The organism is Uniformispora flossi, assembly GCF_049534875.1.
Lineage (GTDB): Bacteria > Actinomycetota > Actinomycetes > Streptomycetales > Streptomycetaceae > Yinghuangia > Yinghuangia aomiensis.
The window spans coordinates 118557-141609 of the sequence record NZ_JBMULZ010000021.1; the positions used below are offsets into that span (position 1 = coordinate 118557).

Below are 23053 nucleotides of genomic sequence, written 5' to 3' on the forward strand. Positions count from 1 at the left end.
GTGTTCCGACGTCGCCGACACAACGAAGAAGCCGACCAGCCCGTCGAGGAGATCGACGACCTCGACGAGCTTGCCGAGGACGCGGACGACGACGATGAGGCGCCGGCCGCCGTCGAGGACGAGATGAACCGGGTGCTGCCGCCCGCGCCGCGCCCGGACGGCCCCTGGGACGTCGACGAGCTGGACGAGCCCGAGGAAGGCCGCATCGACCTCGGCGGCCTCCTGGTGCCCGCCTCCGAAGGCATGGAGCTGCGCGTCGAGGTCTCCAACGACCTCATCATCGCGGCCACGGTGATCCTCGGGGACAGCGCGATCCAGCTGCAGGCGTTCGCGGCCCCGCGCAGCGAGGGCATCTGGCACGAGATCCGCAACGAGATCGCGGGCGGGATCACCCAGCAGGGCGGCATCGTCGACGAGCTGGAAGGCGGCCTGGGCTGGGAGCTGCGCGCGCAGGTCCCGGTGCAGCTTCCGGACGGCACCCAGGGCGCGCAGCTGGTGCGCTTCGTGGGCTGCGACGGTCCGCGCTGGTTCCTGCGCGGCGTGGTGTCCGGGCGGGCCGCCGTCGACGCCGAGCAGGGCGCCGACCTGGAGCGGCTGTTCCGCGAGACCGTCGTGGTGCGCGGCACGGAGCCGATGGCGCCGCGCGACCCGATCCTGCTGCGCCTCCCGGACAACGCGCAGATCGACCCGGCCAGCGGGGTGGCGCCGGCCGCGGGCGAGGCGGCCGAGCCGCAGAACCCGTACGCCGGCGACCTGAACCCGTTCTCGCGCGGCCCGGAGATCACCGAGGTGCGCTGACCCGGGTGCGCTGACCCGCGTGCGCGGGCGCGCCCGAGCGCGCCCGGAGACGTGTGCCGAAAGGGCCCGGACTCACTCCCAGGAGTGAGTCCGGGTCCTTTCGCATGTCCGGCGCGTGCCGTGCGCGGGGCCGCCCTCTCATGTCCGCGGCCGGAGTCGCCGGCGACCCGCGTCAGGGTCCCGTTAGGGGGGCGTAAAGATCGCCGGGGGGCGCGTCAGGGCGCCGCTAGCACTTGGCGGAATGCCCTGTTTGCAGGCATTTAAGGGCGCTTGGCGCTGCTACGAATGTGGTCGACACGGCGGCAAGGAGCCGTGCCGGGGGACCCGACCACGACGGCGCGGCACCCTCGATCCGCGCCCTTCACAAGGAGCTTGAGCGATGGCTGACGTGGCCTTCGTACTCCTGACGATCGCGTTCTTCGCGCTGGTCGTCGCCCTGGCCAAGGGGGTGGCGAAGCTGTGAACGCAGACAGCATCGTCGGCCTCTCGGTCGCCATCGCCCTGCTGGGCTACCTGGTGCTCGCCCTGATCTTCCCCGAGAGGTTCTAGTGAGTACCACTGTCGCGGGGATCCTCCAGATATCCCTGCTGATCGCCGTCCTCGCCGCGGTACACCGCCCGTTCGGCGACTACATGGCGCGCGTTTACTCGTCCGAGAAGCACCTGCGCGGCGAGCGGTGGATCTACAAGCTCGTCGGCGCCGACCCGAACTCGGGGCAGCGCTGGGGCATCTACCTCCGCAGCGTCCTCGCCTTCTCGATGTTCTCGATGCTCGTCCTGTACGGGCTGCTGCGCTTCCAGGACAAGCTGCCCTGGAACCTCGGCTTCGCGCCGATGAAGGCCGACCAGGCGTTCAACACCGCGGCGTCGTTCACCGCGAACACGAACTGGCAGTCCTACTCGGGCGAGCAGGCCGTCGGGCACTTCGTGCAGATGGCCGGCCTGACCGTGCAGAACTTCGTGTCCGCCGCGGTCGGCATGGCCGTCGCGGTGGCGCTGGTCCGCGGTTTCATCCGGGTGCGGTCCGGCGAGATCGGCAACTTCTGGGTCGACCTGGTGCGCGGCACCATCCGGATCCTGCTGCCGATCGCGATCATCGGCACGATCGTGCTGGTCGCCTCGGGCACCCTGCAGAACCTCGCCGACCCGCACACGGTCACCACGCTCAACGGCGGGACGCAGACCATCCCCGGCGGTCCGGTGGCCTCGCAGGAGGTCATCAAGGAACTCGGCACCAACGGCGGCGGCTTCTACAACGCCAACTCCGCGCACCCGTTCGAGAACCCGAACGCGTTCACGAACCTGTTCGAGATCTTCCTCATCCTGGTCATCCCGTTCTCGCTGCCGCGCACCTTCGGCACCCTGGTCGGCTCGGCCAAGCAGGGCTACGCGATCCTCGCGGCGATGTTCACGATCTGGTTCGTCGCGGTCGTGCTGATGACCTGGACCGAGATGCACCACAACGGCACCGCCCTGGAGATCGCGGGCGGCGCGACGGAAGGCAAGGAGCAGCGCTTCGGCGTCCCGGGCTCGTCGCTGTTCGGGGTGTCGACCACGATGACGTCGACCGGCGCGGTGAACTCGTTCCACTCGTCGTATACCGGGCTGGGCGGCGGCATCACGCTGCTCGGCATGATGCTCGGCGAGATCACGCCCGGCGGTGTCGGATCCGGGCTCTACGGCATGCTCGTCATGGCGATCCTCGCGGTGTTCGTCGCGGGCCTCATGGTCGGGCGCACGCCGGAGTACCTGGGCAAGAAGATCGGCGCGGGCGAGATGAAGATCGTCGCGCTGTACATCCTCACCGTCCCGGCGACGATCCTCACCATGACCGGCGTCGCGATGGCGCTGCCCGGCGAACGTGCGTCGATCCTCAACTCCGATTCGCCGCACGGCCTATCCGAGGTCTTGTACGCCTACACCTCGGGGGCCAACAACAACGGCTCCGCGTTTGCCGGCCTCAACGCGAACACCGAGTACTACAACGTCACCATCGGATTCGCGATGCTCATCGGCCGGTTCGTCACCATCGCGCTCGTGCTCGCCCTCGCCGGACGCCTCGCCGAACAGCGCCAGGTACCCGAGACCGTCGGCACGCTCAAGACCACCAAGCCGCTGTTCGTCGGAACCCTCGTCGGCGTCGTCGTCATCGTCACCGGCCTCACCTTCTTCCCGGCCCTCGCGCTCGGCCCGCTCGCGGAGGGGCTCGCATAACCATGACCACCACACTTCCCGCACCCGAGACCAGTCCGACTCCCGAACCGCCCGCCGGCCCGAGCCGGGTCGCGGCCGGCCTGTTCGAACCGCGCCAGCTGCTCAAGTCGCTGCCCGACGCGCTCCGGAAGCTCGACCCGCGCGTGATGGTGCGTACGCCCGTCATGTTCGTCGTCGAGATCGGCTCGGTCCTCACCACCGTCATGGCGGTCAAGGACCCCAGCGTCTTCGCCTGGGTCACCACCGTGTGGCTGTGGCTGACCGTGATCTTCGCGAACCTCGCCGAAGCCGTCGCCGAAGGCCGCGGCAAGGCGCAGGCCGACACGCTGCGCAAGGCGAAGACCGACACGATCGCCCGGCGCCTGGCCGGCGACCGCGAGGAGCGCGTGCCCGGCACCGACCTGAAGGTCGGCGACCTGGTGGTGTGCGAGGCCGGCGACATCATTCCCGGCGACGGCGACGTCGTCGAAGGGGTCGCCAGCGTCGACGAGTCGGCGATCACCGGCGAATCCGCACCGGTCATCCGCGAGTCGGGCGGCGACCGCAGCGCGGTCACCGGCGGCACCAAGGTGCTGTCCGACCGGATCGTCGTGAAGATCACCACCAAGCCGGGCGAGACGTTCATCGACCGGATGATCGCGCTCGTGGAAGGCGCCGCGCGGCAGAAGACGCCGAACGAGATCGCGCTCAACATCCTGCTGGCATCGCTGACGATCATCTTCCTGTTCGCGGTCGTCACGCTGCAGCCGCTGGCGATCTACTCGGGCGCCGAGCAGTCGCTGATCACGCTGGTCGCCCTGCTGGTCTGCCTCATCCCGACCACCATCGGCGCCCTGCTGTCCGCGATCGGCATCGCCGGCATGGACCGGCTCGTGCAGCGCAACGTGCTGGCCATGTCCGGTCGCGCGGTGGAGGCGGCGGGCGATGTGAGCACGCTGCTCCTGGACAAGACCGGCACCATCACCCTCGGCAACCGGCAGGCCTCCGAGTTCGTGCCCGTCGACGGCATCGGCGAAGCCGAACTGGCGGACGCCGCACAGCTGTCGTCCCTCGCCGACGAGACCCCCGAAGGCCGCTCGATCGTCGTCCTCGCGAAGACCGCCTACGGGCTGCGCGAGCGCCACCAGGGCGAACTCGGCAACGCCGACTGGGTGCCCTTCACGGCCCAGACCCGCATGTCGGGTGTCGACCTGACGGAGAACGGCAAGGTCCGCCGCGTCCGCAAGGGCGCCGCGTCCGCCGTCAACACCTGGGTGTCCGAGCGCGGCGGCAGCGTGCCGCGCCGGTCGGGCGAACTCGTCGACGGCATCTCCGCGGCCGGCGGCACCCCGCTGCTGGTCGCCGTCGAAGACGAGCGAGGCGCCCGCGTCCTCGGCGTGATCCACCTCAAGGACGTCGTCAAGGAAGGCATGCGCGAGCGGTTCGACGAACTGCGGCGCATGGGGATCAAGACCGTCATGATCACGGGCGACAACCCGCTCACCGCGAAAGCCATCGCGGACGAGGCCGGCGTCGACGACTTCCTCGCCGAGGCCACGCCCGAGGACAAGATGGCCCTCATCAAGCGCGAGCAGGCCGGCGGCAAGCTCGTCGCGATGACCGGCGACGGCACCAACGACGCGCCCGCGCTCGCGCAGGCCGACGTCGGCGTGGCCATGAACACCGGCACGTCGGCGGCCAAGGAAGCCGGCAACATGGTCGACCTCGACTCGAACCCGACCAAGCTCATCGAGATCGTCGAGATCGGCAAGCAGCTCCTGATCACCCGGGGCGCGCTCACCACGTTCTCCATCGCGAACGACGTGGCGAAGTACTTCGCGATCATCCCGGCGATGTTCGCCGTCGCGGGCGGCCCGGCCGGCCTGGCGCCGCTGGACAAGCTGAACATCATGCACCTGGCGACACCGCAGTCCGCGATCATCTCGGCGGTCGTCTTCAACGCCTTGATCATCGTGGCGCTGATCCCGCTGGCGCTGCGCGGCGTGCGCTACCGGCCGCTTTCCGCGGACAAGATGCTGTCGCGCAACCTGGCGGTCTACGGGCTCGGCGGCCTCGTCGCCCCGTTCGTCGGGATCAAGATCATCGACCTGATCGTCTCGCTCATCCCCGGAATCGGTTGATCGCCATGGCCACCAACGCAAGCACCCGAATCCGCGTGTTCCTGGCCGGCCTGCGCGCCGTGCTGGTACTCACCGTGATCGTCGGCATCGCCTACCCGCTGGCCATGACCGGCCTCGCCCAGGCCGCGTTCCACGACCAGGCCAACGGCTCCAAGGTGAAGGCCGACGGCAAGGAGGTCGGCTCCAGCCTCATCGGGCAGAGCTTCGACCTCGTCGACAAGGACGGCAACCCGCGCCTGTTCGATGCGGACGGCAAGGAGGTCGTCAAGCACGACGACAACGGCACCGTCACGTACACCTACCTCCAGGGCGGCGCGCAGCTGACCGAGGAGCAGGCGGGCGGCGTGGCCACGCAGCCGGACCCCCGGTGGTTCCAGCCGCGGCCGTCGGCGTCGAACTACGACGGGCTGGCGTCCGGAGCGTCCAACTACGGGCCGGAGAACCCCACGTTCGTCCAGCTGGTCAAGGACCGCAAGAAGCAGGTCGCCGAATTCAACAAGGTGTCCGAGGACCAAGTGCCGCCGGACGCGGTCACCGCCTCCGGCTCCGGCCTGGACCCGCACATCTCCAAGGCGAACGCGCTCATCCAGGTCAACCGGGTGGCCGAACAGCGCCACCTCGACCCCGCCAAGGTCAAGAAGCTCGTCGACGACCACGTCCAAGGCCGCATCGTCGGCATCCTCGGCGACGAGCGGGTCAACGTCCTGGAACTCAACATCGCCCTGAACAAAGCGGCCCCCGCGCAGTGACCCCTTCGGGCCCGCGCACCCCGGTGCGCGGGCCCGGATCCGGCAAACGGCGCAACGCGCCGGCACGACGAGACCGCGGGAAACCGCCGGATGGGAAAATGGACGGCATGGGACGCGGCAAGCTGCGCATATACCTCGGGTCTGCCCCCGGCGTGGGCAAGACCTACGCCATGCTGGGCGAGGGCCAGCGCCGCCGTTCCCGCGGTTCGGACGTCGTGGTCGGGTTCATCGAATGCCACGGGCGGCCGCGCACCGAGGAGATGCTCGACGGCCTGGAGACCGTGCCGCGCCGCCCGATGGAGCACCGCGGCTCGCACTTCACCGAGATGGACGTCGACGCGGTCATCGCCCGCCGCCCCAAGGTCGCCCTCGTCGACGAACTCGCGCACACGAACGTGCCCGGTTCGCGCAACGAGAAGCGCTGGCAGGACATCGACGAGATCCTCGACGCCGGCATCGACGTCATCTCCACGGTCAACATCCAGCACCTGGAATCCCTCAACGACGTCGTCGAGTCGATCACGGGCGTCCCGCAGCGCGAGACCGTGCCCGACGAGGTCGTGCGCCGCGCGAACCAGATCGAACTGGTCGACATGTCCCCGGAGGCGCTGCGCCGCCGCATGGCGCACGGCAACGTGTACGCACCGGAGAAGGTCGACGCGGCACTGTCGAACTACTTCCGCATCGGCAACCTCACCGCGCTGCGCGAGCTTGCGCTGCTGTGGGTCGCCGACCGGGTCGACGAGTACCTCCAGCAGTACCGCACCGAGCACGGCATCAACGCCACGTGGCCGGCGCGCGAGCGCATCGTCGTCGGCCTGACCGGCGGCCCGGAAGGCGACACGCTCATCCGCCGGGCGGCCCGCATCGCGACGCGCGGCTCGGGCGGCGAGCTGCTGGCGGTCTACGTGTCCAAGAGCGACGGCCTCACCGGCGCCTCGCCGCAGGCCCTCGCGCAGCAGCGGAACCTCGTCGAGTCGCTCGGCGGGACGTTCCACTCGGTCATCGGCGAGGACGTGCCGACGGCGCTGCTGGACTTCGCCCGCGGCGTCAACGCCACCCAGATCGTGCTCGGCTCCAGCCGCCGCAAGCCGTGGCAGTACATCTTCGGACCGGGCGTCGGCGCGACCGTCGCGGCCGGGTCCGGCGACATCGACGTCCACATCGTCACCCACGAGCACGCGGGCGTGGGCCGCACCGTCAAGGTGCCGCGGTCCGGCGTGAGCCGCCGCCGGCTGCTCGTGTCGTGGCTGGTCGCGCTGATCGGGCCGGTGCTGCTGACCGTGTGCATGGTCAACACGCGCGACCACCTTGCGATGCCGACCGAGATGCTGCTGTACCTGCTGCTGACCGTGGGCGTGGCGCTGGTCGGCGGGCTGTGGGCATCCACGCTGACCGCGGTGGTGGCGTCGATCCTGCTCAACTACTACTTCACGCCGCCGCTGCACACGCTGACCATCCGCGATCCGGAGAACATGTTCGCGCTGGGGGTGTTCGTGATCGTCGCGCTGGCGGTCGCGACCGTCGTCGACATCGCCGCCCGCCGCACCCACCAGGCGGCGCGCAGCCAGTCCGAGTCCGAGACGCTGAGCTTCCTGGCCGGGAGCGTGCTGCGCGGCGAGCAGGCGCTGCCCGCCCTGCTGGAACGCGTGCGCGAGGCGTTCGGCATGGAGTCGGTGGCGATGCTCCAGCGCACCGAGCCGCACGGCCCGTGGGCGTGCGTCGGCAGTGTCGGCCCGCATCCGGCCCGCCGCCCCGAGGACGCCGAGGTGGACGTGCCGGTCTCGGACACCATGGCGCTCGCGCTGTCCGGCCGCATGCTGCCCGCCGAGGACCGCCGGGTGCTCGGCGCGTTCGCCGCGCAGGCCGCGGTCGTCCTGGAACGGCGCCGGCTCGTCGCCGAAGCCGCGGAGGCCCGGCGGCTCGCCGAGGGCAACCGCATCCGCACCGCGCTGCTCGCGGCCGTCTCGCACGATCTGCGGACCCCGCTGGCGGCGATCAAGGCCAGCGTGTCCTCGCTGCGCTCCGAGGACGTCAGCTGGTCGCCCGAGGACGAGGCGGAGCTGCTGGAAGCCATCGAGGTCGGCGCCGACCGGCTCGACGTGCTGATCGGCAACCTGCTCGACATGAGCCGCCTGCAGACCGGCACGGTCACCCCGCTGTTCCGCGAGGTCGCCCTCGACGAGGTGGTGCCGGGCGCGGTGATCGGAGTCCCGGAATCGGCCGTGTCGCTGGACTTCCCGGAGACCCTGCCGACCGTGTGGGCGGACCCCGGACTGCTCGAACGGGTGCTCGCGAACGTCATAGAGAACGCGGTCAAGCACAACCCGCCCGACCGGCGCGTGCACGTCAAGGCCGACGCCCTGGGCGACCGGGTCGAGCTGCGCGTCGTGGACCGCGGCAAGGGCGTCCCGGACGAGGCCAAGGAACGCATCTTCGAACCGTTCCAGCGCTACGGCGACGCCCCCGCCGGCAGCGGCGTCGGCCTCGGCCTGGCCGTCGCCCGCGGCTTCGCCGAAGCACTCGGCGGCGCGCTGACCGCCGAGGACACCCCCGGCGGCGGCCTCACCATGGCGCTCACGCTGCGCATGGCAGCCGCCGCCCGCCCGGCCTCGCCGGACCCGCCCGGACCGGCCGAGGAATCACCGGAACACCCCGCATCTCGTACGGAGGCACTTCGATGACACGGGTGCTCGTCGTGGACGACGAGCCGCAGATCGTCCGGGCTTTGGCCATCAACCTCAAGGCGCGCGGTTACGAGGTCGACACCGCCGCCGACGGCACCCAGGCGCTCACCGCCGCCGCCGACCGGCACCCCGACGTGGTGCTGCTCGACCTGGGCCTGCCGGACCTGGACGGCGTCGAGGTGATCCGCGGCCTGCGCGGGTGGACGAAGGTCCCCATCATCGTGCTGAGCGCCCGGCAGGCGTCCAACGAGAAGGTGGCCGCGCTCGACGCGGGCGCCGACGACTACGTCACCAAGCCCTTCGGCATGGACGAGCTGCTCGCCCGGCTGCGCGCCGCGGTCCGCCGCGCCGCCCCCGAGGACGAGGCGCCGGTGGTGGCCACCGAGGCGTTCACCGTCGACCTGGCCGCCAAGAAGGTGCACCGGGACGGCAAGGACGTCCGCCTCACCCCGACCGAGTGGCATCTCCTCGAAGTGCTGGTACGCAATGCGGGCCGGCTGGTCACACAGCGTTCCCTCCTCCAGGAGGTGTGGGGTCCGCAATACGGGACGGAGACCAACTACCTGCGGGTCTACATGGCGCAGCTGCGGCGCAAGCTGGAGGCCGATGCGTCGCACCCGAAGCACCTGGTCACCGAGCCGGGCATGGGGTACCGGTTCGAGCCGTGAGCCGTCGTCGGGCCGTCGCGGGGAGTGCGCCGGGCGCCCGTTCGGGACCTCCGGCGGATCCCGGCCGTGCGCCCGAACAGGTACCCTCGCGTGCATGAGTGGTACCACCGGGGTCGAGCGGCAGCCCGGCCGATTCCGTCGGATGATCAACCGGCTCACGTCGACGCACGAGGAGCTGGAGGCCGAGGAGCTGCAGCAGGACTGCAGCCGTCTCGGGTGCACGGCGATCGGCTCGGTCGAAGAGCGCGACCTCGTCACGGTAGGCGGGACCTTGCGCACGGTGACGTTCCGTCCCCGTGCCGGTGTCCCGGCGCTGGAGGCCGAGATATACGACGGCTCCGGCGCGCTGTCCGTGGTCTGGCTGGGCCGCCGCAAGATCGCCGGGATAGAGCCGGGCCGGCAATTGGTCGCCAGCGGTCGGGTCACGACCGCGCAGGGGCGGCCCGTCCTGTTCAACCCGAAGTACGAGCTGCGGCCGGTCGGCGGGGGCGCACCCCGCGCGAAGGCCGGGGGAGGGTGACGGCGTGACGTCGGACGTCCACGGAGATGCCCGGGAACCGCGGCACCTGACCGGTGAGGTCGCCGACACGGTGAACTGGGTCGTGGCCGGTGTCGGCCCGCGGCCCGGCGGCGCGGAGGACGCCGAGGTCGACCGGATCGCGCCCGGGGCGCCGGACGAGCCGGCGCACGACGAGGCCAAGACGCTGATCGAGGCGTTCGGCGGCGTGCGCGGCATGATCGACACGACCGTTCCCGGTCTGGTATTCGTGCTGGTGTACACGATCACCAAGAACCTCGGCGCGGCCGCGTGGAGCGCGCTGGGGCTGTCCGCGGTGTTCGGCGTGATCCGGCTGGTGCGCCGGGAGACCGTGCAGCACGCGTTCGGCGGCGTCTTCGGCGTGGCGATCGGCGCGGTGTTCGCGATGTTCTCCGGCAAGGCGGAGAACTTCTACCTGCCGGGCATGCTGTGGACCCTCGGGCTCGGCGTGCTGTACGCGGTGTCCGCGCTGGCGAAGTGGCCGCTCATCGGCGTGCTGCTCGGGCCGGTGATGGGCGAGGACTTCACGTGGCGCACCGAGAACCCGGGGCGGTTCAAGGCGTACACGAAGGCGTCGTGGGCGTGGGCGGCGGTGCTGCTCGGCAAGTCCGCGATCATGTTCCCGCTGTACTTCGCGCACAAGGCGGAAGTGCTGGGCTGGCTGAAGGTCGCCCTCGGTATTCCGCCGTTCCTGTTGGCCGTCTACATCACCTACGTTTTCCTGTCGAAAGCCCCGCCGCCGATCAAGGTGGCGCGCGACGAAGACGAGGACGGCGAGGGCGACGCCGACGGCGGCGCGAAAGCGGAAGACCAAGACGCGCCATCGTCGAGCGGAACGGAATCTTCCGCTCGCTGATCGAAATTCGAAGCCGAACGGCCGCTTGCGAAAGCGGCCGTTCGGCTTTTGTGTGAAGCCGTCCAATACCCGACTCATTCCTGCACCGGCCGTATCCCGGCAACTAGCGTCCCGGTTATGCCTCGTGTGAAAGGAGGCGGGGACGGTGGCCGGAAACACCGACCTTCGCGCACTGGTCGAAGAGGCCGGTCTGACGAGGCGTGAAATCGCCCGTTGGGTCAACAAGGCGGCCGAGCGCCGTGGCCGGCACCTGGGGTGCACCCACACCTCGGTGGCCCGCTGGCTCGACGGGGCGCAACCGCGTTGGCCCATCCCCGATCTGCTCGCCGAGGTGCTCGGCCGCAGATTGGGTTACGAACTTACGGTCAGCGACCTGGGGTTGCGGGACCGGCGGCCCCCCGCCGCGGATCCGTTCGACGGTCTGAGCGTCGCTCGCACGGTGTCCGACATCCGCCGCGCCGTGGTCGAGCTGACGGGGAGAGACATGAACCGCCGCAATTTCCTGCTCGGGTCGACCTTCGGCGCCGCGGCCTTTTCCAGCCCCGCCCTGTTCTGGTCGACCGCGACCGGGGCGGAACCCGAGGCGATGGAACACGCCTCGCCGGAGACGGGCGGAGGCCGGGTGCGCGCGGCCGACGTCGAACGCATCCGCCAGACCGTGGTGATGTTCCGCAAGCTCGACCGCGCCCAGGGCGGCGGCGACTTGCGCGACACCGTGGTCAACCATCTGCACGGCGTGGCCCGGACCAAGCTGTCCGGGTCGTACGGCGACGACGTGGGACGGTCGTTGTTCCGCGCCGTCGCCGAACTCACCGAACTGGCCGGGTGGTTGTCCTTCGACTCCGGGCGGCACGCGCTCGCGCAGCGCTACCACATCCAGGCGCTGCGGCTCGCGCAGGCGGCCGACGACCGCGCCTACGGCGCCTACGTCATGGCGAACATGGCCTGCCAGGCCGTCTATCTCGGACACGGCTGGGAGGCGGTGCAGTTGGCGCGCGCCGCCTATCAGGGCGCGCGCGGCTCGCTGACGCACCGCGGGCAGGCGCTCGTGCTGGCCATGGAGGCCCGCGGGCATGCCGCGATGCGCGAGGAACGCGGGTGCGTGGACGCGTTGCGCGCCGCCGAACGCGCGCTGGACGCCGCGGACGGCGACGAAGACCCCGCGTGGTGCCAGTACTTCGACAAGGCCGAGCTGGTGCACGAGTTCGCGCACTGCCACCGCGACCTGCGGCAGCCCGAGCGGACCCAGCAGTTCGCCAACGAGGCCATAGGGCTGCGGGCGGACGGGTACACCCGCCGCTGCGCGCAGGACACCACCTTCATGGCCGCCGCGCACCTGGCGGAGAACGAACTGGACGCGGCGTGCAGCAAAGCGGCGGAGGCGCTCGACATCGCGACACGGCTCAACTCGTCCCAGTGCAACGACTTCCTGCGGACCTTCCGGGCGAGCCTGCGGCCGTACGAGAAGGAGCGCGTGGTGCGCGAGTTCAGCGAGCGGACCGAGGACATGTACGTCGGGATGGCCGTGTGACCGGCGTCCCGGACCGGACGCGGCGGGTGTGACCGTGTCGCCCGCCGCACGCCGAGGGGCGCGACCCGTGACCGGATCGCGCCCCTCGGGCTTTGCCTTCTCGCGTGGCTCGTCAGCGGCTGGAGAGCAGGTCTTCCAGCTCTTCCTCGCGGTGCGGGGCGGCCACGAACAGGAGTTCGTCGCCCGCTTCCAGCGAGTCGTCCTTGCTGGGGACCAGCACGCGGCCTTCGCGCAGGATCGTCACCAGCGCGGTGTCCTCGGGCCAGTGCACGTCGCCGACCCGGGTGCCGACCAGCGTGGTGTCGGACGGCAGGGTCAGCTCGACGAGGTTGGCGTCGCCCTGGCTGAACCGCATCAGGCGGACCAGGTCGCCGACGCTGACCGCTTCCTCGACGAGCGCGGACATCAGGCGCGGGGTCGACACCGCGACGTCGACGCCCCAGGCCTCGTTGAACAGCCACTCGTTCTTCGGGTTGTTGACGCGGGCGACGACCCGCGGCACCCCGTACTCGGTCTTGGCGAGCAGCGAGACGACCAGGTTGACCTTGTCGTCGCCGGTCGCGGCGATGACCACGTTGCAGCGCTGCAGCGCGGCCTCGTCGAGCGAGGTGATCTCGCACGCGTCGGCGAGCAGCCACTCGGCCTGCGGGACGCTCTCCACCTTGATGGCGTCCGGGGCCTTGTCGACGAGCAGGACCTCGTGGCCGTTCTCCAGCAGTTCCCCCGCGATGGAGCGGCCTACCGCGCCCGCCCCGGCGATCGCGACGCGCATCAGTGGTCCTCCGGCTCTTTCTCGAAGGCCGCCTCAACGGCCGCCACATCCGCCTGGTGCATGATCACGTGCACCAGGTCCCCTTCCTGCAGCACGGTGTCCGGGCCGGGCAGGGTGCCCTCGCCCAGGCGGGTGAGGAAGGCGACCCGGGCGCCCGACGCCTCTTCCAGGTCGGCGATGCGGTGCCCGATCCACTGCGGGTTCACGTGCACCTCGGCGAGCTGGACGCTGCCGCTCGGGTCCCGCCACAGCGGCTCCGCGCCGCTCGGCAGCAGCCGCCGCAGCATCTGGTCGGCGGTCCACCGCACGGTGGCCACCGTCGGGATGCCGAGCCGCTGGTACACCTCGGCGCGCCGCGGGTCGTAGATCCGCGCCACGACGTTCTCCACGCCGAAGGTCTCCCGGGCCACGCGCGCCGCGATGATGTTCGAGTTGTCGCCGCTGCTCACCGCGGCGAACGCGCCCGCTTCTTCGATGCCGGCGGCGCGCAGGGTGTCCTGGTCGAAGCCGACGCCCGTGACGCGGCGTCCGGAGAAGTGCGATCCGAGGCGCCGGAACGACGTCGCGTCCCGGTCCACCACGGCGACCGAGTGGCCCAGCTCCTCCAGGGTCTGCGCGAGCGTGGAGCCCACGCGCCCGCACCCCATGATGACGATGTGCACGGCCGTCCTTCCGGCGAGTCCCGCGTTGCCCTTGCGAATATCGTTTGTCGGGCTTTGCTGAGCTTTGTGATGTCAGGCTCTGCCACCAGGGTGACAGACGTTCCGTGGACGTTACACGGGCGCAGAACGGCGGGTGCACCGACGTACCGAATCCGCACAGCGTACGATCGCCCGCGTGTCAAGACTGACCGATCTATCCAAACGTATTCTTGTGGGCCGGGCCCTGCGCAGCGACAAGCTGTCCGAGACCCTGCTGCCGAAGCGGATCGCCCTGCCCGTTTTCGCCTCCGACGCGCTGTCGTCGGTGGCATACGCGCCGGACGAAATCCTGCTGACCCTGTCGCTGGCCGGTATGGCGGCGTACAGCTTCAGCTGGAAGGTCGGTCTCGCGGTCGTCGTGGTCATGCTGACCGTGGTGGCCTCATACCGGCAGAACGTGCACGCCTATCCCAGCGGCGGCGGCGACTACGAGGTGGCGACCGTCAACCTCGGGCCGAATGCCGGTCTGACGGTCGGCGCCGCGCTGATGGTCGACTACGTGCTCACCGTGGCCGTCTCGATCTCGTCCGGCGTCGCCAACATCTCCTCGGCGATCCCGGCGATAGGCGAGCACAAGGTGCTCTACGCCGTAGGCCTTGTGCTGTTGCTGATGGCGATGAACCTGCGCGGGGTGCGCGAGTCGGGATCGGCGTTCGCCGTCCCGACGTACCTGTTCATGGCCTCGATCATCGGCATGACGCTGTTCGGCCTGATCCGCGCCGCGACGGGTGCGCATATGGAGGCGGAGAGCGCCGGGTACTCGATCCAGGCCGAGGACTCCTTCACCGGCATCGCCCTGGTTTTCCTGCTGCTGCGCACCTTCTCCTCCGGTTGTGCGGCGCTGACCGGTGTCGAGGCGATCAGCAACGGCGTGCCCGCGTTCCGCAAGCCGAAGAGCAAGAACGCGGCGACGACGCTGCTGCTCATGGGCACGATCGCGGTCACCATGCTCATGGGCATCCTGGTGCTCGCGAAGATGACGAAGGTGCACTTCGCCGCGGACCCGGAGACGCAGCTGATCGGCGCGCCCCCGGGCCACGAGCAGAAGACGGTCGTGGCGCAGGTCGCCGACGCGGTCTTCGGCGGCACGTTCGCGTCGCCGGTCTTCTACCTGGTGCTGGCCGTCACCGGCCTCATCCTGGTCCTCGCCGCGAATACCGCCTTCAACGGCTTCCCGGTGCTCGGCTCGATCCTCGCGCAGGACCGCTACCTGCCGCGCCAGCTCCACACCCGCGGCGACCGCCTCGCGTTCAGCAACGGCATCATCATGCTGGCGGGCTTCGCGATCGTGCTGATCGTGGCGTTCAATGCCGAGCCGACCAAGCTGATCCAGCTCTACGTGGTCGGCGTCTTCGTGTCGTTCACGCTGAGCCAGGCGGGCATGATCCGGCACTGGACGCGGCACCTGAAGACCGAGAACGATCCCGCGGCCCGGCGCCACATGATCCGCAGCCGCGTCATCAACACGATCGGCCTGGCGATGACCGGGACGGTGCTGGTCATCGTCCTGCTCACCAAGTTCACCCAGGGCGCGTGGATCGCCATACTCGCGATGGCCGCGCTGTTCATGCTCATGAAGGGCATCCGGCGGCACTACGACCGGGTGTCGGAAGAACTCGTCGCCGACCTCGACGAGGACATGAAGCTGCCGTCGCGCGTCCACGGCATCGTCCTAGTGTCCAAGCTGCACAAGCCGACGCTGCGGGCCTTGTCCTACGCGCGGGCGGCGCGGCCTTCGGTGCTCGAGGCGGTCACCGTCTCGGTGGACCCGGAGGAGACCGAGGCGCTGCGCGAGGAGTGGGACGAGCGGGGGATCGAGGTGCCGCTGAAGGTGCTCGACTCGCCCTACCGCGAGATCACCCGGCCGATCGTGGAGTACGTGAAGAACGTGCGCCGGTCGTCGCCGCGCGACGTGGTCACCGTCTACATCCCCGAGTACGTGGTGGGGCACTGGTGGGAGCACATCCTCCACAACCAGAGCGCGCTGCGGCTCAAGGGGCGCCTGCTGTTCACGACCGGTGTCGTGGTCGCGTCGGTGCCGTGGCAGCTCGTGTCGTCGGACCGGGTCAAGGACGTGGGCGGCTACAACGCCCCGGGTGCGGTGCGGCGCGGCGAGCCGTCGGCGAAGCAGAAGGCCGAGGACCGCGCGCGCCGGGAAGCCGGCGGACGCACCGGAGGCTCCGCGGGCGGCGGCGGAGGCACGACGGGACGGTGAGGGCCGGCCGAGGCCGTAGGCTGGGGGGTCGCGCCGCGGGATGATTCCGCGGGCGGCCCCCCAGCCCGTTCTTGCGAGGAGTCCCGTGCCTACGCCCCGTACCGCCCGTCCCGCCGCCGAAGACGCGCCCGAGTCCCTGGCCGGCACCCGGTACGAGGTGGAGATCGGTCCCGTCGCGCACGGCGGGCACTGCGTCGCACGGCATGAAGGCCGCGTGCTGTTCGTCCGGCACGGGTTGCCGGGCGAACGCGCCGTCGTCGAGGTCACCGACGGCACCGCGACCTCGCGGTTCCTGCGCGCCGACGTCGTCGAGGTGCTCGACGCGTCCGAGGACCGGGTGACCCCGCCGTGCCCGTTCGCCGGCCCCGGCCGCTGCGGCGGCTGCGACTGGCAGCACGCGGCCCCCGCCGCGCAGCGCCGCCTCAAGGCCGCGGTCGTCGCCGAGCAACTGCGCCGCCTCGCCGGACTCGACCTCGACGTGGCCGTCGAAGCCGTCGCCGGGCCGCCCGGCCTGCCCGAGGGCCTGGGCTGGCGCACCCGCGTGCAGTTCGCCGTCGACCCGGCCACCGGTGCCGCGGGCCTGCGCAAGCACCGCTCGCACGACGTCGAGGTCGTCGACGCGTGCGCGATCGCCGCACCAGGCGTCGAGGAGCTCGGCGTCGAATCCCGCGACTGGACGGGCGTCGCCACCGTCGAGGCGGTCGCCGCGACCGGCTCCCTGGACCGCGCCGTCGTGGTCACCCCGGCGGCCACCGACGGCCGCCTGCCCATCGTCGAACTGGAGCGCCCCGTCTCGGTGTTCCGCGCCGACGACCGCGGCCGCACCAAGCGCGTGCACGGCCGCGCGGCGGTCCGCGAGGTCGCCGCCGGACGCACGTGGCGGGTTTCCGGCGCGGGCTTCTGGCAGGTCCACCCGGCGGCCGCGGACACCCTGGTGGCCGCCGTCCTCGACGGCCTCGAACCGAAGCCGGGCGACCTCGCACTCGACCTGTACTGCGGCGTCGGCCTGTTCGCCGGCGCCATCGCCGACCGGCTCGCGGACGGCGACACCGTCATCGGCGTCGAGTCCTCCCGCGAGGCCATCGAAGACGCCAAGCACAACCTGCGGGACGTCCCCGGCGCCCGCTTCGAGGTCGGCAAGGTCGACCGCGTCCTCACCCGCCCGGGCTTCCTCCGCCGCGCCGACCTCGTCGTCCTCGACCCGCCGCGCGCGGGCGCGGGCAAGACGGTCGCGGAGCGCATCGCCCGCCTGACCCCGCGCCGGATCGCCTACGTGGCCTGCGACCCGGCGGCACTGGCCCGCGACCTGAAGTACTTCGCCGAGCTGGGCTTCCGCACGAAGAGCGTCCGGGCATTCGACCTGTTCCCGAACACCCACCACGTGGAGTGCGTGGCGATCCTGGAGCCGGCACCTCGGGCGAAGAAGAAGAAGTAGCGGCGGCTGGTCGGCTGCGGGGGAAGAAGAACGGGTAGCGGCGGCTGGTCGGCTGGTCGACCGTCGGCGTTGCTTGCTGCGGCGACCGGTGGAGGCGTGTTCGACGCGGTCCGCGGTGGCGAAGCTGCTGCGGCTCGTCGATGCGGTCTGTGCCGACGAACCCGCCCTCGGCTTGGTCGACGGCGCCCGGTGAGCTGCGTGCCCTTCGTCGCTGGATGCGAGCCGTCAGGTGTCGGCGCCGATGGTGTGGATGGTGCGGCCTTGCGGGGTGGCCGTGTGGCGGTGGTGGGGGCGCGGTTCGTCGGCATTGACCCGATGGGCCGTGGTCGCTTCCGCGGAGTCGACGTGCGGGAATTCGGACTTCGACAGGCGGAGCAGTATGCGCGTCTGCTCGGGAGGGAAACCGGCGTTCAGCAGCGCGGCGGCGGCGATGCGAAGGGCTTCGGCAGCTGCCCTGCGCACCTGCGCGGGTTCGAAGATCACCGTCGGGGACGAGCCGCGCAGTTCGACGGCGAAGCTGCCGCCGAGGGCCGTCCCGAGGCGCATGAGCGTCGGACCCGTGACCGGTCGGCCGCCGTCTTCGAGGCGCCGGATGACGCGCTCGTTCATGCCGGCGCGCCTGGCGAGTTCGGCTTTCGACCAGCCGAGTTCGAGGCGCCGGTCGTAGACGGCCTGCGCCATGGCATCGCCCAGCGAGGCCTCCGCGTTCGCCTGGTCGAACTCCTCAACCTGTTCGAAGGCCACGGCGTCGGTATGACGGAAATCCTCGGCCGACTCGGGAGCTGCCTGGTTGCCGGCTTCGGCGAGAGCCCGGCCGGTTCCACGGCGCATCGCTTCGCGTGCGTTCATGATCGTGCCCTCCGTCGTCTCCGTGCCTGGTGGGGGTCGCCGTCTGCCGGGTGCCAGTCTCCCGCCTGCCGTGCCGGGTGCCGCATATACCTCGCTGGTGATCTCGATCATCCGTCACGTTCGAGCGCCGGCCTGCGAAGATCAGCGTGACCAGCGTGTCCGCGTGCTCGGCTTGACAGGTCTTCATGGCCAACCGGGCTCGCTCACCTGATCGCGCTCGTTCATTCGCTGCTTGTGGAACACGGTCAGCAGCACCGCGGTCGCGTCGGTGCGGATCCAGTACGTGATGCGTATCGCCTGGTTCACGACGTCGAAGCGCAGCTCGAAGAGCCCCTGGCCGAGCGATTTCGAGCGAGGCATGCCCATGCGGTCACCCTCGTTCGCCAGACGTTGGACCACGCGTTTGACGATCGCGAGATCCCTGACGGGAAGTCCCAGTAGCCATGAGCGGACCTCGGGCTCCATTTCGATGGAGAAAACCCATCGATGCTAGCGGACAAAATTGTCCGCATCGCGCCCCTCTGCGTAATGATCTATGCGCGTTCCGCGTGCGGCTGGTCTGTCAACGGCGTCCCCTGTATGGCTGTGGATGAGGGCCGGGCTCGTCACTCGGGGAGGTGAATCTGGGGGGTTATCCACAGAATTCGGGGGTTCGGGGGGTTTGCGGTTCGTGGGGAGCGGTCGTTCTCGGCCACTGTTGGTCCGTCGCCACGTCACGGGGGCGGGGCGACGTTCACGAGGGAGTCGGCGATGTTCTCCACGCCTACCATTCCTGCCGCTCCGGCCGCAGTTGCCGGAGTTTCCACCACGCTCGCCGTCGCTCGGGCGGCCGATGTCGACGACGCGGTCGCGGTGGCGGCCACCACCGCCGAAGGCCTTGTGGCCGCCGGGCGTTCGCTGCGGTTCGCGTTGCGGGCCGTCGAGTCCTGGCGCGCGGACCGCGGGCACGCGGGGTGCCTGTGCCGGGCCGCCGACGAACTGCGCATCGCTGCAAGGCTCGTCGACGGGATCACGCCGTTGACCCTGCGCCGGTCGGCGACTTGGCGTGATCCGCTGGACGACGTGCTCTACCCGGTCGGGAGCATCACGCGCGTTCTCGGCCGCACCGCACGGCTGTTGCGGTCGGTCGCCCGCGGCGGCGCACCGTACGACGGCACCGCGGCGCCGGACGGCGTTCGCCTCGACGCGGAAGCCTGCGCCCAGGCCCGGACGGCCTGGGAGCACACCTTCCACGCACTGGTTCGCCTCCGTGCGGTCCAGGAAGCCCATACCTGGTTCCCGAACTCGCCCGTCGACCCGTGGCTGTTGCTCGCCGCGGAGGTTCCGCCGTACGCCGCCTGCCGGCACTGCGACCCGGGCCCGGGCGACCCGGAACCGGACGGCCCGGCCTCCGCCGCCGGCGCCGGCCACCGCAGAGACCCGCATCGGCTGCGCGCGGAGCTGGCGGAGGTGATTCCGATCGAGCGCGGTGCCGTGCGGGCGGGGGAGTCCACGGCGGGGGCTGCCGATGACGGTGTCCGTCGGCCAAGTCGGTCTGCGCGTATGGCCGTTGCTCGGCGGTTGGACGTCGGCGGGGCGGAGCGGATGGCGCGCCATGCTTGCTGAGGTGCGGGGGTTGCGTGGTCTCCGAGGTGAGGGTCGCGGGTCGGGTCCGCAGGACCAACGTGCCCTGCCGGTGACGGGAGGAGTGCGGGAACGATCGGGTGGTGCTGTCGCGGTGCGCGCGGAGTCGTCGTGCGGCGATGGTGCTGCGGGGAGTGTGTGTTCGTGCGGCGGCAAGACGGGCACGGGGAAGTCCCGCCGCGGGGTCGCGACCTCGTGGCCTGCGCAGCTTTGCGGCGGGATCGTGCGGCGGTGGGGGTTGCCGCGCCGTGGGGTCGCGGTGGCAGGCGCGTCGACCCGTCCTGGGGTGGGGGCGACGTCGGGGAGACTCTGTCCGGGTGCCTCTGTATTTCGGTCCGGGCGCGCTCGCATCGGCGCTCTCGCCGTGCTGCCGGGGCGTCACGTCACCGCCGCCGCCGGGCTCGCACGCGGGGAAATCCCGTGGTTTCGGTGGAGGTGGTGCGGCGATACTCGGCCGGGTGTTCTTGACGATAGCCACCACGCGCCAGCCTGCCGCCGACCTCGGATTTCTGCTGTACAAGCATCCGGAGAAGGCGCAGCAGTTCGGCACGGCGCACGGCACGGCGCACGTCTTCTACCCGGAAGCCGGCCCGGACCGCTGCGAAGTCGCCTTGCTGCTCGACGTCGACCCGATCGCGCTCGTCCGCGGCGCGAAGAAGTCCACGCCCGACTTCGCCCTCGCGCAGTACGTGAACGACCGGCCGTATGCCGCGTCGTCGCTGCTTGCCGTCGCGTTGGGCTCGGTTTTCCGGACGGCGATGCAGGCGCGCTGCGGCCGGCGTCCCGAACTCGTGGACGAGCTGTGGCCGTTGGAGGTCCGGGTGCCCGCGCTGCCGTCGCGCGGCGGGCCGCGGCTGGTGCGCGGGCTCTTCGAGCCGCTCGGGTGGGCGGTCGAGGCCGAACCGGTGGCGCTCGACGAGCGCTTCCCGGAGTGGGGCGACTCGCGGTACGTGCGGTTGCGTCTGACCGGGACGTTCCGCGTGGCCGACGCGCTCCGGCACCTGTGCGTCCTGCTGCCGGTGCTCGACGACGCCAAGCACTACTGGGTGACGCCGGAGGAAGTCGAGAAGCTGCTGCGCGCCGGCGAGGGCTGGCTGGCCACCCACCCGGAGCGCGGCACGATCACCCGCCGTTACCTGTCCCGTCGGCCCAGCCTGACCCGCACCGCGCTCCAGCGGCTCGCCGAGATCGACGACACCCGCCCGGAGGACTTCGACAACGCGGTCCCCGAAGACGCGGTCCCCGAAGACGCGGTCCTTGACGACACAGTCCTTGACGACACGGACCTGTCGGACGACCGCGCGGCAGCTCCGGTCGATGCCGGTTCGGAGACCGCGGACGCCACCGCGGTCGACGCCCCGGCACGGACCGGGACGGACGGCCCGAGTACGCCGTCTGTTGCCCACGCCACCGAGAAGGGCGAACGGGCGCGGGCGGCCTCGACGGAGCTCGCGGCTGCTGACGCCGTGCGCGCGGAAGCGGGGGAGCGGGAGGTCTCCGACGAGACTGCCGAGCGCGTGGGGATGAGGGATTCGGCCGAGCGCGATGCGCAGGCCGACAAGGAGTCCGGTGCGTCCGACGCGGGGGTTCGGACGCACCGGGCCGACCCGTCGGCGCCGGAAAGCGCCGACGGCGGAACGGCGCGAGTCGTCGACGGCGTTGGTCGTGGACGGGCCGGTGCCGACACCCGACATGGCGCCGGGACGGGGCGGCCGACCCGGGCCGAAGCCGAGGCCGAGACGGTCGGCTTGGCTCCGAGCGAGGTCCGGGTCCAGGCTCACGCCGAGGCCCAGGCTCACGCCGGGGTCCGGGCTCAAGCCGGGGCGCAGGCCCAGGCTCACGCCGGGGTCCAAGCCCGGGCTCACGCCGCGGCTGAGGCCCAGGCTCACGCCGAGGTCGATGCCACCGCGGGTGGGTCGGTCGCGGCCGTCGCCCACTCCCCGGCGGTTGTCGGTGATGCCGGCGCTCCGGCTGTCGACGCCGTCGTGACCGCGGTCTCTGCGGTCTTCTCGACCACCGAACTCTCCACGTCCCCTGCCGAAGCCGTCGTCGACACCCCCGCGAAACCCGTCACCCTCGCCACGCACCGGCGGGACGCGATCCTCGGTGCGCTGCGGGGCGTGGGGGCCGCGCGGGTGCTCGACCTCGGGTGCGGGGACGGGAAGTTGGTGGGTGAGCTGCTCAAGGAGCGGCGGTTCACCGAGGTGGTCGGCGTCGACGTGTCGGCGCGGGCTTTGCAGATCGCCGCGCGGAAGCTGCGTCTGGAGCGGATGGGGGAGCGGCAGCGCGCGCGGGTTCGGCTGATGCAGGGCGCGTTGACGTACACCGACGCACGCCTGGCCGGGTTCGATGCCGCGGTGCTGTCCGAGGTCATCGAGCACGTGGACGGACCCCGTTTGCCCGCACTTGAGTTCGTGGTCTTCGGGGACGCCCGTCCGGGGGCCGTCGTGGTGACCACGCCGAATGTCGAGTACAACGTCCGCTACGCCCCGGAGGAAGAGGGAGGCCACGGGCTGCCGCCAGGCGCGATGCGGCACAGCGACCACCGGTTCGAGTGGGACCGCGCCCGGTTCCGGGCGTGGGCCGCCGCGGTCGGCGAGCGCTACGGCTACGACGTGGTGTTCTCGGGTGTCGGCGATGCCGACCCCGAGCTGGGTTCGCCCACGCAGATGGCCGTCTTCACCCAGACGGACGGTGTCCCGGAAACGGGTGCCGCGGCCACCGAACACGAACCGTCGACTGCCGCGGCCGTCGACCCGTACGCGGCCGAGCCCGGCCGACCGGACGAGCATCGGCAAGGCGGAACCCCCACGGCTACCGGCCGACAAGCCGGTACCACGACCGCAACGACCGACCGGCAATCCACCTCCACGACCACCGACCACCACCCGACCGGCGCCACTCTCACCGCCGAAGGAGCCACCGCATGACCACCGCCGCCGCCCCCTTCGGCACCCCCGAGCACACCCCGGAACCGGCCCCGGAGCACGGCCTGAACCCGACTCCGGACCATGCTCCGGCGCGGACCCTTGCCGACGCCCCCGACCACACGCCGAACGGCACCGCCGCTCAGCCGACGGAACGTGCCTCGGACCGCCCCTCGGACGGCACCCCGAACCACCCGGCAGAGCACGCTCCGGACCCCACCCCCGACCGCACCCCGAACCACCCGGCAGAGCACGCTCCGGACCCCACCCCCGACCGCACCCCGAACCACCCGGCAGAGCACGCTCCGGACCCCACCCCCGACCGCACCCCGAACCACCTGGCAGAGCACGCTCCGGACCCCACCCCCGAC

At 71.1% G+C, this 23053-nt stretch carries 18 protein-coding genes and 1 pseudogene; 15 read left to right on the forward strand and 4 right to left on the reverse strand.

Features of this window, described 5'->3' with window-relative positions; genetic code table 11:
* The 10 genes from ACPA54_RS33190 (at window position 1) to ACPA54_RS33235 (ending at window position 12160) form a co-directional block, all read left to right on the forward strand.
* Complete coding sequence (locus ACPA54_RS33190) at window positions 1-798, forward strand: DUF3710 domain-containing protein (protein WP_423535386.1); 798 nt, start codon at window positions 1-3, stop codon at window positions 796-798.
* Window positions 799-1257: 459 nt separating this feature from the next.
* On the forward strand, window positions 1258-1347 hold the full coding sequence (kdpF, locus tag ACPA54_RS33195; protein ID WP_020555859.1) for a K(+)-transporting ATPase subunit F: 90 nt from the start codon (window positions 1258-1260) through the stop codon (window positions 1345-1347).
* Window positions 1347-3011 carry a potassium-transporting ATPase subunit KdpA gene (kdpA, locus tag ACPA54_RS33200; RefSeq protein ID WP_423535388.1) on the forward strand — a complete coding sequence of 555 codons (1665 nt, stop codon included), beginning with the start codon at window positions 1347-1349 and terminating at the stop codon, window positions 3009-3011. Before kdpF ends, kdpA begins: the two co-directional genes overlap by 1 nt.
* 2 nt (window positions 3012-3013) lie before the next feature.
* A complete protein-coding gene (kdpB, locus tag ACPA54_RS33205; RefSeq protein WP_423535390.1) occupies window positions 3014-5131 on the forward strand; it encodes a potassium-transporting ATPase subunit KdpB in 2118 nt (705 codons plus the stop codon).
* Between the two features lie 5 nt (window positions 5132-5136).
* Window positions 5137-5880, forward strand: a complete 744-nt coding sequence (locus ACPA54_RS33210; protein WP_423535392.1) for a potassium-transporting ATPase subunit C — start codon at window positions 5137-5139, stop codon at window positions 5878-5880.
* 107 nt (window positions 5881-5987) lie between these two features.
* Window positions 5988-8564, forward strand: coding sequence for a DUF4118 domain-containing protein (locus ACPA54_RS33215; RefSeq protein ID WP_423535394.1), 2577 nt, complete (start codon window positions 5988-5990; stop codon window positions 8562-8564).
* Window positions 8561-9235 (forward strand): response regulator, encoded by a 675-nt coding sequence (locus ACPA54_RS33220; protein ID WP_423535396.1) that lies wholly within the window; start codon window positions 8561-8563, stop codon window positions 9233-9235. Before ACPA54_RS33215 ends, ACPA54_RS33220 begins: the two co-directional genes overlap by 4 nt.
* Before the next feature lie 94 nt (window positions 9236-9329).
* The gene (locus ACPA54_RS33225; protein ID WP_345675340.1) at window positions 9330-9755 is read left to right on the forward strand and encodes an OB-fold nucleic acid binding domain-containing protein; all 426 of its coding nucleotides are present in this window, start codon (window positions 9330-9332) and stop codon (window positions 9753-9755) included.
* A gap of 136 nt (window positions 9756-9891) precedes the next feature.
* Window positions 9892-10629 (forward strand): DUF3159 domain-containing protein, encoded by a 738-nt coding sequence (locus ACPA54_RS33230; protein WP_423535421.1) that lies wholly within the window; start codon window positions 9892-9894, stop codon window positions 10627-10629.
* A gap of 145 nt (window positions 10630-10774) precedes the next feature.
* Complete coding sequence (locus tag ACPA54_RS33235; RefSeq protein ID WP_345675339.1) at window positions 10775-12160, forward strand: NsdA family TPR-like regulatory protein; 1386 nt, start codon at window positions 10775-10777, stop codon at window positions 12158-12160.
* Between the two features lie 112 nt (window positions 12161-12272).
* Here ACPA54_RS33235 and ACPA54_RS33240 read toward each other — a convergent pair whose 3' ends face one another.
* Window positions 12273-12932, reverse strand: coding sequence for a potassium channel family protein (locus ACPA54_RS33240; protein ID WP_345675338.1), 660 nt, complete (start codon window positions 12930-12932; stop codon window positions 12273-12275).
* Window positions 12932-13594: a potassium channel family protein gene (locus ACPA54_RS33245; protein ID WP_345675337.1), complete on the reverse strand. Its 663-nt coding sequence runs from the start codon at window positions 13592-13594 to the stop codon at window positions 12932-12934. The genes ACPA54_RS33240 and ACPA54_RS33245 overlap by 1 nt, the downstream gene beginning before the upstream one ends.
* Window positions 13595-13769: 175 nt before the next feature.
* On the opposite strand from ACPA54_RS33245, the gene ACPA54_RS33250 reads away from it, so the two are divergent.
* Complete coding sequence (locus ACPA54_RS33250) at window positions 13770-15848, forward strand: APC family permease (RefSeq protein WP_423535399.1); 2079 nt, start codon at window positions 13770-13772, stop codon at window positions 15846-15848.
* Window positions 15849-15933: 85 nt separating this feature from the next.
* Complete coding sequence (locus tag ACPA54_RS33255; protein WP_423535401.1) at window positions 15934-17283, forward strand: class I SAM-dependent RNA methyltransferase; 1350 nt, start codon at window positions 15934-15936, stop codon at window positions 17281-17283.
* A 225-nt stretch (window positions 17284-17508) separates the two neighbouring features.
* Here the strand turns inward: ACPA54_RS33255 and ACPA54_RS33260 are convergent, their stop codons facing one another.
* Both ACPA54_RS33260 and ACPA54_RS33265 read right to left on the reverse strand, forming a co-directional pair.
* Complete coding sequence (locus ACPA54_RS33260; RefSeq protein WP_423535403.1) at window positions 17509-18132, reverse strand: helix-turn-helix domain-containing protein; 624 nt, start codon at window positions 18130-18132, stop codon at window positions 17509-17511.
* A 183-nt stretch (window positions 18133-18315) separates the two neighbouring features.
* Window positions 18316-18597, reverse strand: a complete 282-nt coding sequence (locus ACPA54_RS33265) for a type II toxin-antitoxin system RelE/ParE family toxin (protein ID WP_423535405.1) — start codon at window positions 18595-18597, stop codon at window positions 18316-18318.
* Window positions 18598-18882: 285 nt separating this feature from the next.
* Here ACPA54_RS33265 and ACPA54_RS33270 point away from each other — a divergent pair, with 285 nt between their 5' ends.
* The 3 genes and pseudogenes from ACPA54_RS33270 to ACPA54_RS33280 form a co-directional block, all read left to right on the forward strand.
* Complete coding sequence (locus ACPA54_RS33270; protein ID WP_423535407.1) at window positions 18883-19737, forward strand: hypothetical protein; 855 nt, start codon at window positions 18883-18885, stop codon at window positions 19735-19737.
* A gap of 476 nt (window positions 19738-20213) precedes the next feature.
* Entirely contained in the window at window positions 20214-22685 is a 2472-nt protein-coding gene (locus tag ACPA54_RS33275) for a 3' terminal RNA ribose 2'-O-methyltransferase Hen1 (protein ID WP_423535409.1), read from the forward strand.
* Window positions 22682-23053 (forward strand): annotated as a pseudogene (locus ACPA54_RS33280) (hypothetical protein); the annotation flags it as partial. The gene ACPA54_RS33275 and the pseudogene ACPA54_RS33280, both read left to right, overlap by 4 nt.

What these genes read in the sequence shown, in the direction of transcription:
- ACPA54_RS33270 (WP_423535407.1), top strand. Translation starts at nt 18,883, where the DNA reads ATGTTCTCCACGCCTACCATTCCTGCCGCTCCGGCCGCAGTTGCCGGA.
- ACPA54_RS33265 (WP_423535405.1), bottom strand. Translation starts at nt 18,597, where the DNA reads ATGGAGCCCGAGGTCCGCTCATGGCTACTGGGACTTCCCGTCAGGGAT.
- ACPA54_RS33240 (WP_345675338.1), bottom strand. Translation starts at nt 12,932, where the DNA reads ATGCGCGTCGCGATCGCCGGGGCGGGCGCGGTAGGCCGCTCCATCGCG.
- ACPA54_RS33220 (WP_423535396.1), top strand. Translation starts at nt 8,561, where the DNA reads ATGACACGGGTGCTCGTCGTGGACGACGAGCCGCAGATCGTCCGGGCT.
- kdpB (WP_423535390.1), top strand. Translation starts at nt 3,014, where the DNA reads ATGACCACCACACTTCCCGCACCCGAGACCAGTCCGACTCCCGAACCG.
- ACPA54_RS33260 (WP_423535403.1), bottom strand. Translation starts at nt 18,132, where the DNA reads ATGAACGCACGCGAAGCGATGCGCCGTGGAACCGGCCGGGCTCTCGCC.
- ACPA54_RS33215 (WP_423535394.1), top strand. Translation starts at nt 5,988, where the DNA reads ATGGGACGCGGCAAGCTGCGCATATACCTCGGGTCTGCCCCCGGCGTG.
- ACPA54_RS33225 (WP_345675340.1), top strand. Translation starts at nt 9,330, where the DNA reads ATGAGTGGTACCACCGGGGTCGAGCGGCAGCCCGGCCGATTCCGTCGG.
- ACPA54_RS33210 (WP_423535392.1), top strand. Translation starts at nt 5,137, where the DNA reads ATGGCCACCAACGCAAGCACCCGAATCCGCGTGTTCCTGGCCGGCCTG.